The sequence below is a fragment of the Mesorhizobium amorphae genome (assembly GCF_014843845.1).
Taxonomy (GTDB): Bacteria; Pseudomonadota; Alphaproteobacteria; order Rhizobiales; family Rhizobiaceae; genus Mesorhizobium; species Mesorhizobium amorphae_A.
On record NZ_JHQS01000054.1, the window covers coordinates 40603 to 53275 of the forward strand.

General features: G+C 65.0%; 14 protein-coding genes and 1 pseudogene. 11 read left to right on the plus strand and 4 right to left on the minus strand.

Features of this window, described 5'->3' with window-relative positions; genetic code table 11:
- Window positions 1-28 precede the first annotated feature (28 nt).
- Window positions 29-184: a hypothetical protein gene (locus DH08_RS21810; protein ID WP_095086527.1), complete on the minus strand. Its 156-nt coding sequence runs from the start codon at window positions 182-184 to the stop codon at window positions 29-31.
- A gap of 385 nt (window positions 185-569) precedes the next feature.
- Here DH08_RS21810 and cysS point away from each other — a divergent pair, with 385 nt between their 5' ends.
- The 9 genes from cysS to DH08_RS21855 all read left to right on the plus strand — a co-directional run bounded on the left by cysS (window position 570) and on the right by DH08_RS21855 (window position 8240).
- Entirely contained in the window at window positions 570-2018 is a 1449-nt protein-coding gene (gene cysS, locus DH08_RS21815; protein WP_192181255.1) for a cysteine--tRNA ligase, read from the plus strand.
- A 179-nt stretch (window positions 2019-2197) separates the two neighbouring features.
- Entirely contained in the window at window positions 2198-2602 is a 405-nt protein-coding gene (locus DH08_RS21820; RefSeq protein ID WP_192181268.1) for an endonuclease domain-containing protein, read from the plus strand.
- Window positions 2599-2985, plus strand: a complete 387-nt coding sequence (locus DH08_RS21825) for a VOC family protein (RefSeq protein WP_192181256.1) — start codon at window positions 2599-2601, stop codon at window positions 2983-2985. Before DH08_RS21820 ends, DH08_RS21825 begins: the two co-directional genes overlap by 4 nt.
- Before the next feature lie 9 nt (window positions 2986-2994).
- Window positions 2995-3486, plus strand: coding sequence for a GFA family protein (locus tag DH08_RS21830; protein WP_192181269.1), 492 nt, complete (start codon window positions 2995-2997; stop codon window positions 3484-3486).
- Window positions 3483-3959: a GFA family protein gene (locus DH08_RS21835; protein WP_192181257.1), complete on the plus strand. Its 477-nt coding sequence runs from the start codon at window positions 3483-3485 to the stop codon at window positions 3957-3959. Before DH08_RS21830 ends, DH08_RS21835 begins: the two co-directional genes overlap by 4 nt.
- A complete protein-coding gene (gene pip / locus DH08_RS21840; RefSeq protein ID WP_192181258.1) occupies window positions 3956-4906 on the plus strand; it encodes a prolyl aminopeptidase in 951 nt (316 codons plus the stop codon). The genes DH08_RS21835 and pip overlap by 4 nt, the downstream gene beginning before the upstream one ends.
- On the plus strand, window positions 4903-6525 hold the full coding sequence (cimA, locus tag DH08_RS21845) for a citramalate synthase (protein ID WP_192181259.1): 1623 nt from the start codon (window positions 4903-4905) through the stop codon (window positions 6523-6525). Before pip ends, cimA begins: the two co-directional genes overlap by 4 nt.
- 83 nt (window positions 6526-6608) lie before the next feature.
- Window positions 6609-7538: an EamA family transporter RarD gene (gene rarD / locus DH08_RS21850; RefSeq protein WP_192181260.1), complete on the plus strand. Its 930-nt coding sequence runs from the start codon at window positions 6609-6611 to the stop codon at window positions 7536-7538.
- 15 nt (window positions 7539-7553) lie between these two features.
- The gene (locus DH08_RS21855) at window positions 7554-8240 is read left to right on the plus strand and encodes a glutathione S-transferase family protein (protein ID WP_192181261.1); all 687 of its coding nucleotides are present in this window, start codon (window positions 7554-7556) and stop codon (window positions 8238-8240) included.
- 12 nt (window positions 8241-8252) lie between these two features.
- On the opposite strand, the pseudogene DH08_RS21860 reads toward DH08_RS21855, so the two are convergent.
- Window positions 8253-9252: pseudogene (locus DH08_RS21860) on the minus strand (transporter).
- 167 nt (window positions 9253-9419) lie between these two features.
- Window positions 9420-9710 carry a muconolactone Delta-isomerase family protein gene (locus DH08_RS21865; RefSeq protein WP_192181262.1) on the minus strand — a complete coding sequence of 97 codons (291 nt, stop codon included), beginning with the start codon at window positions 9708-9710 and terminating at the stop codon, window positions 9420-9422.
- A 117-nt stretch (window positions 9711-9827) separates the two neighbouring features.
- Between DH08_RS21865 and DH08_RS21870 the strand changes: the two genes are divergently transcribed.
- A complete protein-coding gene (locus DH08_RS21870; protein WP_192181263.1) occupies window positions 9828-10721 on the plus strand; it encodes a LysR substrate-binding domain-containing protein in 894 nt (297 codons plus the stop codon).
- 107 nt (window positions 10722-10828) lie between these two features.
- On the opposite strand, the gene DH08_RS21875 is transcribed toward DH08_RS21870, so the two are convergent.
- Window positions 10829-11440 (minus strand): LOG family protein, encoded by a 612-nt coding sequence (locus DH08_RS21875; protein ID WP_192181264.1) that lies wholly within the window; start codon window positions 11438-11440, stop codon window positions 10829-10831.
- A 112-nt stretch (window positions 11441-11552) separates the two neighbouring features.
- Between DH08_RS21875 and DH08_RS21880 the strand changes: the two genes are divergently transcribed.
- On the plus strand, window positions 11553-12673 hold a 1121-nt coding region (locus tag DH08_RS21880; protein ID WP_192181265.1), incomplete at its 3' end, for a LysM peptidoglycan-binding domain-containing protein.

The following is a 12673-nucleotide window of genomic DNA, read 5'->3' on the forward strand; positions in this document are numbered from 1 at the left end:
GGGCGCTCGGCGCCGGCAGCGTGCCTGTTCAGGCAGCGCGCGGCGACACGATCTTCTGCGCCGGCTTCTTCTTCTTCGCGGTGTGGAGAAGGGCGGCGACGATAGCGGCCGGGCCGATCGCGCGGTAGTGGCTGGCGAGCGCCGGTTGTTTGGCGCGGTTGGATTCCTGCTTGGTTCGGGGCATTGCTCTCTTCCCTGGTAACATTTGCGTGTCTGCGTTTGATCGCCGATTCCGACCAAATCGTGACGTCTGGTGACCTAGCCGGCGAATGTTTCATGACTGTGCCGACATGTTTAATAAAATGTTTCAGTGCCTCATTTCCTGTGATCCACCGACTCTTTTGGCTGATGTTGCGACTTGACGGCAACACCGGGCAAGGCGATAAAGCCGCGCATGAAAACGTTTTTCGCCATTTGTGGCATTTGCATTATTGGCTAGCCTCGCGCTGGTCCGGACGTTTTCGCCTCATCTTTCCCCAGATTGGACAAACGCCCCGGCCAGCAGGCTGGAATCCGGTTTGCGTGTCGGCGCAAGCCCATCCAGAAACTAACGGACCGGGAAGGCACGCATGTCTGACGCATCGAAGGGTCTCAGCCTCTACAACACGCTGACGCGGGCCAAGGACGATTTCGTCCCGATCGATCCGCTGAACGTGCGCATGTATGTCTGCGGCCCGACGGTCTACGACTTTGCCCATATCGGCAATGCGCGACCGGTGATCGTCTTCGACGTGCTGTTCCGTCTGCTGCGTCATCTCTACGGCGAAAGCCACGTCACGTATGTGCGCAACATCACGGATGTCGACGACAAGATAAATGCGCGTGCGCTGCGCGATTTCGGCAATGAGATTGCTTCGGGAAAACTCTCGCTCAACGAAGCGATCCGGCGCGTCACCGAAAAGACCGCCGACCAGTACCACAAGGATGTGGCGACGCTCGGCTGCCTGGAGCCGACGGTCGAGCCGCGCGCCACCGAATTCGTCGAGCCGCGCGCCGACGGCAAGGCCGACATGGTCACGCTCATCGAGCGCCTGATCGAGCGCGGCCACGCCTATGTCGCGGCGGGCGAAGTGCTGTTCGACACCGCCTCGATGCCCGACTACGGCCAGCTGTCGAAGCGCAATCTCGACGAGCAGCAGGCCGGCGCCCGCATCGCCGTCGACGCGCACAAGAAGAACCCCGGCGATTTCGTGCTGTGGAAACTGTCCTCGCCGGAAGAGCCGGGCTGGGACAGTCCGTGGGGCAGGGGACGTCCGGGCTGGCACATCGAATGCTCGGCGATGTCCGCCGCTTATCTCGGAGAGGTCTTCGACATCCATGGCGGTGGCCTCGACCTGATCTTCCCGCACCATGAGAACGAGATCGCCCAGTCGCGCTGCGCCCACGGCACCGATGTCATGGCCAACATCTGGATGCACAACGGCTTCCTGCAGGTCGAGGGGCAGAAGATGTCGAAGAGCCTCGGCAATTTTTACTCGATCCATGAACTGCTGGAGACCGAGACCTTCGGTGGCCGCAAATGGCCGGGCGAGGTGCTGCGGCTGGCAATGCTGATGACGCATTACCGCGAGCCGATCGACTTTTCCGTGCGCAAGCTGGAGGAGGCGGAGAACACGCTGCGCAAATGGAAGCGCGCGGCGGATCTCGCGCCGTCAGCGGCGCCGCAACTGCCGGCCGAAATCGTGGAAGCGCTGTCGGACGATCTAGCCACCTATGCCGCCTTTCAGCGGCTGACGCAGCTTGCCAGCGAGGCACTCGATGCCGGCGGAGGCGACAACGCCGCCGCCGCTTCACTGAAGGCCGCCCTTGCCTTCCTCGGCTTCGATGTCGGTGCGGCCAAAGTGGACGAGGCCGCGATCGCCAAAGCTATTGCCAGGCGCCTCGAACTGATCGCCGCCAAGAACTGGGCCGAAGCCGACCGCATCCGCGACGAGCTTCTGGCGCAAGGCGTGCAGTTGAAGGATGGCAAGGACCCTGTCACCGGCGAACGCGTGACGACCTGGGAGGTAAAGCGGTGAGGGTGGTGCCAAGCACCCCCCTCTGCCCTGCCGGGCATCTCCCCCTCAAGGGGGGAGATTGGACTTCACTGTCGCCTTCGCCAATCGCGGACATTGATGATTGGGCGCTGCCGGCGCAACTGCTGATCTCCCCCCTCGAGGGGGGAGATGTCCGGCAGGACAGAGGGGGGCGCCTCGCGATGAGCCATTATCCCGTATCTCCCCTCAATCGCGGCAATGCGCGCAAGATGCGCAAGCAAATGACAGACGCCGAACTGAAGCTCTGGAATGAGCTGCGCGCACACCGCCTCATGGGGCTGGCGTTTCGACGTCAAATGCCGATAGCCGGCTACATCGTCGATTTTGCCTGCCCCAACAAAAAACTGGTCGTTGAGCTGGATGGCTCCCAGCACGCTTCGCCTGAGGTCTCGGCGTCTGATACCGCGCGAACCGTCAAGCTTGAAGCGCTCGGCTGGACCATCCTGCGCTTCTGGAACGACGACGTCATCCGCGATATCGACAATGTCTGCCAGCACATCGTCATCGCGGCCGGCCTGGCCGGCGCCGAAGTGCCGGAAACCGTATCGGAGGAACTCGTCCCATGATCGACCATCTCGGCATCACCGTTTCCGATTTCGACGCGTCGAAAGCGTTCTACGACAAGGCGATGGCGCCGCTCGGCGCCTCGCTGCTTTACATGGTGCCCGAAGAATACACCGGTGGCGCCAAGGTCGGCGGCTATGGCCGGGACCGGCCGGTGTTCTGGCTGAGCACCGGCAAGGACAGACCGAGGGACCACCAGCATGTCGCCTTCACCGCGCGCAGCCGTGCCGAGGTCGATGCTTTCCATGCCGCGGCCCTTGCCGCAGGCGGCAGGGACAATGGCGGGCCGGGCCTGCGCCCGCACTATCACCCGAACTATTATGGCGCCTTCGTCTTCGATCCGGACGGCAACAATGTCGAAGCCGTCTGCCATGATCCGGAGTGAGGGGCCATGATGAGCCTCGACAACCGGCCGGTCTACGCAGGCGGCTGCCAGTGCGGCGCCGTGCGCTTCCGTGTCGAGGGCACGCTCGGCGATGCCTCGATCTGCCATTGCCGAATGTGCCAGAAGGCAAGCGGCAATTTCTACCTGCCGCTGGTGTCGGTGCGTGGCGCCAAGGTCGACTGGACGCGCGGCGAACCCAAGCGCTTCCGCTCATCCAATGCCGCCTGGCGTGGCTTCTGCGCCGAGTGCGGCACGCCGCTGACCTTCGAGGCGCCCGACGGCATGGCGCTCGCCATTGCCGCCTTCGACGATCCGGCCGGCATCGCGCCGACCATCCAATGGGGCATCGAGGCAAAGCTGCCCTATGTCGACGCCATCCCGCAATTGCCGGGCGAGGACACGTCGGCCGACATCTCGTCCGCCCCTTATCTCGCCGAGCTTGTCTCCTACCAGCATCCCGACCACGACACCGAGCAATGGCCGCCGGAGGAAAGATCATGACCGAGACCGTTCGAACAGGCGGCTGCCAATGCGGCGCCGTGCGTTTCCGCATCAAGGGGGCGCTCGGGCGTCCGTCCATCTGCCATTGCCGCATGTGCCAGAAGCAGTTCGGCTCCTTCTTCGGTGCCCTGGTGACAGTGCCGAAGGACGGCGTCGAGTGGACCCATGAGGAGCCGAGCTACTTCCAGTCGTCGGTCAACATCGATCGCGGCTTCTGCGCCCGTTGCGGCACGCCACTGACCTACCGCCAGCCAGGCGGGCTGGAGATCGCCATCGGCGCCTTCGATGACCGCTCGGATCTCGCGCCGCAGATCCAGGTCAATTATTCCGCGAGGCTGCCCTGGGTGGAAAGGATCTTCGAGGCGCCGGTCCACGACGACCCCGACTATTACGCAAGGCAGGAGCAGATCATTTCCTTCCAGCACCCCGACCACGAGACGGCCAACTGGCCGCAGCAGGGCCTGAAACTATGAGCTTGCGTACCCTCTATCCCGAGATCGAGGCCTACGAGTCCGGCATGCTGGATGTCGGCGACGGTCACCAGGTCTATTGGGAGCGCTCCGGCACCAGGGGCGCGAAGCCCGCGGTGTTCCTGCATGGCGGCCCGGGCGGCACCATATCGCCAAGGCACCGGCGCCTGTTCGATCCAAAGCTCTACGACGTCGTCCTGTTCGACCAGCGCGGCTGCGGAAAATCGACGCCCAACGCCTCGCTCGAAGCCAACACCACCTGGCATCTGGTCGCCGACATCGAGCGGCTGCGCGAAATGTGTGGCTTCGACAAATGGCTGGTGTTCGGCGGCTCCTGGGGCTCGACGCTCGCGCTCGCCTATGCCGAGACGCATCCCGATCGCGTCAGCGAACTGGTCGTGCGCGGCATCTACACGCTGACCCGCGCCGAACTCGAATGGTACTATCAGTTCGGCGTCTCCGAGATGTTCCCCGACAAGTGGGAGCGTTTTTTGGCGCCGATCCCCGAAGCCGAGCGCGGCGACATGATGGCCGCCTACCGCAAGCGACTGGTCGGCAGCGACCGCAAGCGCCAAGTCGAGGCCGCCCTTGCCTGGAGCCTGTGGGAAGGCGAGACGATCACGCTATTGCCGGAGCCGGAGACCAGCGGCAAGTTTGGCGAGGACGACTACGCCGTCGCCTTTGCCCGCATCGAGAACCACTATTTCGTTCATGCCGGCTGGCTGGAGGAGGGGCAGCTGCTGCGCGACGCCTGGAAGTTGAGGGACATCCCCGGCACCATCGTCCACGGCCGCTACGACATGCCGTGCCCGGCGCGCTACGCCTGGGCGCTGCACAAGGCCTGGCCGAAGGCGGATTTCCATTTGATCGAAGGCGCCGGCCATGCCTATTCGGAGCCGGGCATCCTCGACCGGCTGATCCGGGCGACGGATGGGTTTGCGGGGAAATGACCATGGTTCGCGAGCGCCTCTTCCTGTTTGACACAACCCTCCGCGATGGCCAGCAGACGCCGGGCATCGACTTTTCCGTCGAGGACAAGATCGCCATCGCCAAGCTGCTCGACGAGTTCGGCATCGACTATGTCGAGGGCGGCTATCCCGGCGCCAACCCGACCGACACCGCTTTCTTCCAGCAGAAGCGCACCGCAAGCGCAAAATTCGTCGCCTTCGGCATGACCAAGCGTGCCGGGGTGTCGGCTTCCAACGACCCCGGTCTTGCAGCACTCGTTCAGTCGAAATCGGACGCCATCTGCTTCGTCGCCAAGAGCTGGGACTATCATGTCCGTGTCGCGCTCGGCTGCACCAACGAGGAGAACCTCGAATCCATCAAGGCTTCCGTCGAGGCGGCGACCGGTGCGGCCAAGGAGGCGATGGTCGATTGCGAGCATTTCTTCGACGGCTTCAAGGCCAATCCGGACTATGCGCTGGCCTGCGCCAAGACCGCCTATGATGCCGGCGCCCGCTGGGTGGTGCTGTGCGACACCAATGGCGGCACGCAGCCCTCGGAAGTGCGTGCCATTGTCGACAAGGTCATCGCGGCCGGCATTCCTGGCGACCATTTGGGCATCCACGCTCATGACGACACCGGCCAGGCGGTGGGGAATTCGCTGACCGCCGTCGAGGCCGGCGTGCGCCAGATCCAGGGCACCCTGAACGGCATCGGCGAGCGCTGCGGCAACGCCAATCTGATCTCGATCGTGCCGACGCTGGCGCTGAAGCCGGCCTTCGCCGACCGCTTCGAGACGGGCATTTCAGCCGAGGCGCTGACCGGCATTTCCCGCCTGTCGCGCGCCTTCGACGAATTGCTGAACCGGGCGCCGGAAGCCCAGGCGCCCTATGTCGGGGCGTCGGCCTTCGCCACCAAGGCCGGCATCCATGCCTCCGCGCTCGCCAAGGAGCCGGCGACCTACGAGCACGTGCCGCCGGAAGCGGTCGGCAACCGTCGCCGCGTCATGGTCTCGGACCAGGGTGGCAAGGCCAATTTCCTCGCCGAACTGAAGCGGCGCGGCATCGACGTGCCGCGGGACGATCACCGGCTCGACGCGCTGATCGCGGTGGTCAAGGAACGCGAGTCCGAGGGCTATGCCTACGAAGGCGCCGATGCCAGCTTCGAGCTGCTGGCGCGCAAGATGCTGCACGGCCTGCCGGAGTTCTTCGCCGTCACCTCGTTCCGCTGCATGGTCGAGCGCCGCTTCGACGCCAACGGCCAGCTCAAGACGGTCTCGGAAGCGATCGTCAAGGTGATGGTCGATGGCGAGGAGAAGATGTCGGTGGCCGAAGGCCATGGCCCGGTCAACGCGCTCGACATCGCGCTGCGCAAGGACCTCGGCAAGTACCAGAACGAGATCGCCGACCTCGAACTGGCCGACTTCAAGGTGCGTATCCTCAATGGCGGCACCGAGGCGATCACCCGCGTGCTGATCGAATCGCACGATGCGACCGGCGCCCGCTGGTGGACGGTCGGCGTGTCGGAAAACATCATCGACGCCTCCTTCCAGGCTCTGATGGATTCGATCGTCTACAAGCTGATGAAGAACCGCGACATGGCGGGGCTGGTGGCGGCGGAGTAGGGTTGAACCATCAGCGAAAGTACATTGATCCATCAGTAATTTGCGATGGTCTTGGGCAGGCCGCTGGGCCATAGCGTTGGGCCATGGCAATCGAAACAGCTCACCTCGACGAAGACGCCAAGGCCCGTCGCGGCTTTCTGCTGGCGTTGGGTGCCTATCTCCTGTGGGGGATGCTTCCCTTCTACATGAAAGCGGTCGCGCATCTGCCGCTCATCGAAGTCATCGCCCACCGTATCGTCTGGTCGGTGCCGATCGCCGCCGCCGTGCTGGTCTGGGCCGGCCGCACCGCCGATTTCAGGGCGGCGATCCGCTCGCCGCGCAGCATCGCCATGGCGGCGCTGACGGCGACGCTGATCTCGGTCAACTGGGGCATCTATGTCTGGGCGATCGCCGTCGACCGCACCGTCGAGACCGCGCTCGGCTACTACATCAACCCGCTGGTGGTGGTCGTGGTCGGCGCAATGCTGCTGGGCGAGCGGCTGGACCGACTGCAGATCGCGGCGGTGGTGCTGGCCGCGGTCGCCGTCACGGTGCTGACCATCGAGGGCGGCAAGCTGCCCTGGGTGTCGTTGGCGCTGGCCTTTTCCTTCGCCGCCTACGGCTTCTTCCGCAAGACGCTGCCGATTGGCCCGAGCCAGGGCTTTCTGCTAGAAGTGCTGCTGCTTTCGGTGCCGGCGCTCTGCTACATCGCCTACCTGATCGCCACCGGGCAGGACCATTTCGTCTCCAGCACCGCCAACGACACGGCGCTGCTCATCGGCTGCGGCCCGGTGACGGCCGTGCCGCTACTGCTGTTCGCCTTCGGCGCCAGGCTGCTGCGCCTCTCCACCATCGGCATCATGCAGTACATCGCGCCGACCATGGTGTTCCTGATCGCCGTGCTGGTTTTCGGCGAGCCGTTTGGCGGCACCCAGGCGATAGCCTTCGCGCTGATCTGGACGGCGCTGGCGATGTATAGCTGGTCGATGTTCCGCGGCCGCGAGATCCGGCCGGCGGCACCGGCAGCTCGGTAGGGCAAGGGGTTTCCGATGTACGTTCTGCATATCGCCAACAAGAACTACTCGTCATGGTCGCTGCGTCTGTGGGTGCTGATGCGCACCCTCGACATCCCGTTCGAGGAGCGGCTGACACCATTCCCGACCGGATCGAGTTGGAACTTGTACCGGCCGTTCTCACCCAGCGGCCGGGTGCCGTGTCTGGTCGACGAGGGCTGGGCGGTCTGGGATTCGCTGGCCATCGTCGAGTATCTCGCCGAGCGCCACCACGGCGTCTGGCCGGTCGAAGCCAAGGCGCGGGCCTGGGCGCGTTCGGCCGCCGCCGAGATGCATTCGAGCTTTACCGCGCTGCGCAACCTATGCCCGATGAGTTGCGGCCTGCGCATCGAGCCGTTTGCGATGTCCGATGCGCTGAAGCACGATCTCTTCCGCCTTGGCGACCTCTGGAATGACGGCCTTGCCCGCTTCGGCGGACCGTTCCTGGCCGGCGAGCATTTCACCGCAGTCGATGCCTTCTTTGCCCCGGTGGCGTTTCGGGCGCAGTCCTACGGCCTGTCTTTCGAGGGCGCGGCCGCTGACTATCCGGCGCGATTGCTCGACCTGCCGGCGATGCGTGAATGGTATGAAGCAGGCCTTGCCGAGACATGGCGCGAGCCCGACCATGAGGCGGAAGTCCGCGCGGCCGGCACCATCACAAGGGATCTGCGGGCGACGGCGTAGCAGGACGGTGCGCTACATCCGCCCAAGCCGCCTGACGAAGAGATAGACGGCGGCAGCGACAAACAGGGACACCGCCGTCACAACCCAGAATCCCATCGGCGTGTCGACCAGTGGCAGGCCGCCGACATTCATGCCGAACAGGCCCGAAATGATGGTCATCGGCAACAGCACCGCTGTCATCGCGGACAGTATGTAGAGCAGCTGGTTCGACTGCATCGTCAGCTTGGCCATCATCTCGTCCTGCAGCAGCCGGGTGCGGGCCTGCAACTGTTCCCCGTCGTGATAGAGCGTGTGCGCCCGGTGCGAAAGCCGTGCGGCCATGTCGTTGATCGGGTCGGGCAGATCGTTGCGATGCGAATGGTCGAGATGCCTGAACAGGCTGGTCAGCGTCGCCATCTGCCGGTGGATCACCACCAGCTGCCGGCGCGCATCGACCAGCGCCTGCCGCTCGCTGTGCCATGCGTCGCACACGATGCGGTCCTCGATGCCGTCCAGCGTTTCGGAGAGGCCGCCGAGTTCCGCAGCCATGCCGTCCAGCGACTGGCCCATGACCGCCTCGATCAGTTCGGCCGGCGAGCGGAATTTTCGCGTGCCGTTCTCCACCGCCTTGCGGATGGTATCGACCGACTGAAGCGGCTGCTTGCGGGCGCCGATCAGCATCGTTTCGTTGAGGGCAAAGCGGAAATGGCCGAGCCCGCGCGCCTCCGCCGAATAGTCGTGGCGCAAATCCGGCAAGTCGCCATAGAGCCAGTCGTCCTCGAGGTCGATGTGGCAGCCATGGCTGGCGGTCAGGAAGGCCTCGCGCACGGGTGCCGGCAGGGCCTGCTCGGAGGCGATCTCCTGGCGCGCGCGCATGTCGGAGAGCTGGTAGCTGCGCCAGGTCCAGTGCGCTTGCGCCGCATCCTTCGTCCGCACGCCCTCGGCGGTGAAATGGTAGAGGAAGAACAAGCCCGTGCTCGTCGGGTAGGTAGGGAGACAGGTCGCTGCCTTCCGGGTTGAGAGCGATATTCATGGTCGCTTCGCCAAATGCAGGTTTCCAAGGCAGCCCGCATGGGCAGGCTGCGAATTCCTAGCATGCGGCAGCCCGGTTTCGTGTGACGGTTTCTTGACAGCCGATCACAGACTCGCGGGCGCCGACCGACGGCGGCGAGCGCCGCCACCCGCGCCGTTTGATGCCGTTCAGCGCTTCGGGCCGAAGCCGGGATAGGGGTTGAGCGGCACGACCGCGGCAATGTCCATCATGCCGGCCCTGACCAGCGGCAAGGTGGCGAGATGGCCGCGCACATCGGCATCGCTGCCGGCCTCGAACATCATGCCGCTGCCGGGCATGTCGCCGCGGTTCCAGACCTGGCGCACCGCACCTTCGGCATAGAGCGTGCGGCGCTGTTCGGCCTCGCCGGGCAACAGCGGGGCGAAATCGGCGTCGCTGAACTTTTCGGTATTGCGGGTGAGAAGGGCAAAGAACTGCATGGCGGTCTCCTGTGGTTTCCGGTTTGGGATGGCGACAGTGTCGTCGCCACTGGTCAGACAGTCCAAGACTGATTAGGCTAAAGTTCAGACCCACGAGGACTAGCCTCAGGAGAAAAAGTGTTCGACCTGCGCCAGCTCCGTTATTTCGTCGCTGTGGCTGAGGCCGGCACTGTCGGCCGCGCCGCCGAACTGCTGCATATCTCGCAGTCGCCCTTGAGCCGGCAGATCATGCAGCTCGAGGCGCAACTGGGCGTCGCCCTGTTCGAAAGGGCAAAGCAGCGGGTTCATCTCAATGCCGAGGGACAGGCCTTCCTTGCCGAGGCGCGCGCGCTGCTGGCCAGTGCGCGGCGCCTAGAGGAGCTTGGCCGCGATCTTGCGAGCGGTGCTGCCGGCCGTCTCGCCATCGGCTATGTCGAGGGCGCGGTGCATGCCGGGCTGGTCGCCGGCATGCTCAGGCAGTTCCGCCGCGACCGGCCCGACTTCCATCTGCGATTGATGAGCCAGCGCTCGGCCGCGCAGTTGGACGGGCTGCGCCGGCGCACGCTCGACCTCGGCCTCGTCTATTCGCCGCCGGCCGATGATGATCCCGACATTGCCTCGTTGCTCGTCAGGCGCGAGCCGCTTGTATTGGCGATGCCGCAAGGCGATCCGCTTGCCGATGTCGCCGACATCCTTGCGCATCATCTCGACGACCGCACCTGGATCACCGTGGTGCGCCACCCGGACGACACCAACCGCGGCCAGTTCCTGGCCGCCTGCGCCAAGGCTGGCTTCATGCCTGAGATCGCCTACGAGACGGCCGATCCGCTGACCTCGCTCGGCCTAGTCAGCGCCGGGCTTGGCCTGGCGACGGTGCAGGCCAGCCTGCAAAGCGCAGCCCCGCCTGGGATCGTCTTTCGCGACTTGCCCTGGTTCGAGCGCACCGTCTCGATCCATCTCGCCTGGCGGCGGCGGGACAAACGGGCAGTGATTGCGGATTTGAGGAAGGCAGTAGGGGGAAGGGGGAAGTGAGTAGTCAGTAGTCAGTAGTCAGTAGTCAGTAGTCAGTAGTGGATAGACAGGTCCCGATTTGTGCGATCTTGCACGTCACTACTCACTACTCACTACTCACTCTACCCCTACATCTTATCAATCACCGACTGCACACCCTCGGTCGGCGCATCGACGGACGATCCCGCCACCATGATGGCGGCGACGATTGCTTCGGGGTCTTCGACCACCAGCGGCCTGACCCGCTGCGCCGTGTGGATGAAGCCCTCGGCCGACATGTGGTCGAGCAGCGAAAGCATCGGATCCCAGAACCCCTTGATGTTGGCGAACACGATCGGCTTGCGGTGGTGGCCGAGCTGGCCCCAGGTCATGATCTCGACGATCTCCTCGACCGTGCCGATGCCGCCCGGCAGCGCCACAAAGGCGTCGGATTTTTCGAACATCCTGTGCTTGCGCTCGTGCATGTTGTCGGTGATTACGAGCTCGTCGAGCCGGTCAAGCGCGGTTTCGGTTGCTTCCCTGTTGATCAGGAAGCGCGGAATGATGCCCGTCACCTTGCCACCGGCCTTGAGCGCGCCCTCGGCAACGGCGCCCATAATGCCCTTGGTGCCGCCACCATAGATCAGCCGCAGGCCGGATCTGGCGAGCGAGCGGCCGAGCAGATGTCCGGCCTTGGCATAGGTTTCATCGCGGCCCGGAGACGAGCCGCAATAGACGCAGACGGATCGAATCGTGTTCATATGATGATTGGTGATAGGGACGGCAGACGGGGTCAAGCCCGGGCGGGCTTTTTCTTGTCGGACTCGCTAAAACAGGCTAGACCGGCGTTAGGTGGCTAAGGGGTAGGGAAATATGGCAATTAATCCTTTGAAGGCGTTTCTGTTCGCGGCGGGTGGGACCGTTGCGGCCGCAGGAACCGCCTATGTATCGGGCGCGCTCGATCCGTATCTCAATCGCACGCCGCCGGCCGAGATCGCTGCACTTGCGCCGGCCGGCACCAAGCCGGCGGAAACAAAACCGGCCGACGCGGGCACCGAAGGCCGATTGCCAGCGGCACCGGCGCCCGCTGCCGACGCCACGGCACCCGCTGCCCCTGCTGCTCCGGCGGCGCCCGCGGCAGAGGCTCCGGCGGCACCAGCCGCAGTGCCTGCGGCTCCCTCCGCTGCAGGGCCGATCGCCCCGACCTTCGATGTCGTGCGCGTCGAAGGCAACGGCTCGATTGTCGTCGCCGGCAACGCGGCGCCCAATTCCAAGGTCGAGATCCTCAACGGTGCGACGGTGCTCGGCTCGACAGTCGCCGGTGCCGATGGCGCCTTTGCCATTATCCTCGACGATCCGCTGAAGCACGGCGACTATACGATCGCGCTGCGCTCGACGACCGGTGATGTCGTGACCGCCTCGGCGCAGACCGCTGTCGTCTCGATCCCGCAGAATCCCGCCGGCCAGGTGCTGGCCATGGTCGAGGAGCCCGGCAAGCCGTCCGAGCTGCTCACCGTGCCTGCCCCCGACGCCAAGCCCGCAGCACCCGCCACCGGAGACCAGGTGGCCGCGCCCGCGACCCCAGCGCCGGCATCGGAAGCGCCTGCTGCAGCGGCGCCAGCGCCGGCCGCGCCTGCCACTGTTGAAGCCGCACCCGCGCCGGCAGCGCCTGCGGCATCGGTTGCCGAGCCCAAGATCGTCGTCGAGGCCGTCGAGATCGACGGCAACAAGATCTTCGTCGCCGGCATCGCCGATCCGGGCCGCAAGGTACGCGCCTATGCTAACGACATCCTGCTCGGCGACGCGCTGACCTCGCCCGACGGCCATTTCCTCGTCGAGGCGACGCGCGACATTCCGGTCGGCAGCTACACCATTCACGTCGATGGCCTCGACGCCGACGGGGTGAAGGTGGTGGCCCGTGCCGCCGTGCCGTTCGAACGCGAGCCGGGCGAGTCGGTCGCCGCCGTCGCCCCTGCCGAAACCAAGCCTGCCGA

Excerpts from the sequence above, each read along its gene's own strand:
- DH08_RS21810 (WP_095086527.1), bottom strand. The coding sequence starts at position 184 with ATGCCCCGAACCAAGCAGGAATCCAACCGCGCCAAACAACCGGCGCTC.
- cysS (WP_192181255.1), top strand. The coding sequence starts at position 570 with ATGTCTGACGCATCGAAGGGTCTCAGCCTCTACAACACGCTGACGCGG.
- DH08_RS21820 (WP_192181268.1), top strand. The coding sequence starts at position 2,198 with ATGAGCCATTATCCCGTATCTCCCCTCAATCGCGGCAATGCGCGCAAG.
- DH08_RS21825 (WP_192181256.1), top strand. The coding sequence starts at position 2,599 with ATGATCGACCATCTCGGCATCACCGTTTCCGATTTCGACGCGTCGAAA.
- DH08_RS21830 (WP_192181269.1), top strand. The coding sequence starts at position 2,995 with ATGAGCCTCGACAACCGGCCGGTCTACGCAGGCGGCTGCCAGTGCGGC.
- DH08_RS21835 (WP_192181257.1), top strand. The coding sequence starts at position 3,483 with ATGACCGAGACCGTTCGAACAGGCGGCTGCCAATGCGGCGCCGTGCGT.
- pip (WP_192181258.1), top strand. The coding sequence starts at position 3,956 with ATGAGCTTGCGTACCCTCTATCCCGAGATCGAGGCCTACGAGTCCGGC.
- cimA (WP_192181259.1), top strand. The coding sequence starts at position 4,903 with ATGACCATGGTTCGCGAGCGCCTCTTCCTGTTTGACACAACCCTCCGC.
- rarD (WP_192181260.1), top strand. The coding sequence starts at position 6,609 with ATGGCAATCGAAACAGCTCACCTCGACGAAGACGCCAAGGCCCGTCGC.
- DH08_RS21855 (WP_192181261.1), top strand. The coding sequence starts at position 7,554 with ATGTACGTTCTGCATATCGCCAACAAGAACTACTCGTCATGGTCGCTG.
- DH08_RS21865 (WP_192181262.1), bottom strand. The coding sequence starts at position 9,710 with ATGCAGTTCTTTGCCCTTCTCACCCGCAATACCGAAAAGTTCAGCGAC.
- DH08_RS21875 (WP_192181264.1), bottom strand. The coding sequence starts at position 11,440 with ATGAACACGATTCGATCCGTCTGCGTCTATTGCGGCTCGTCTCCGGGC.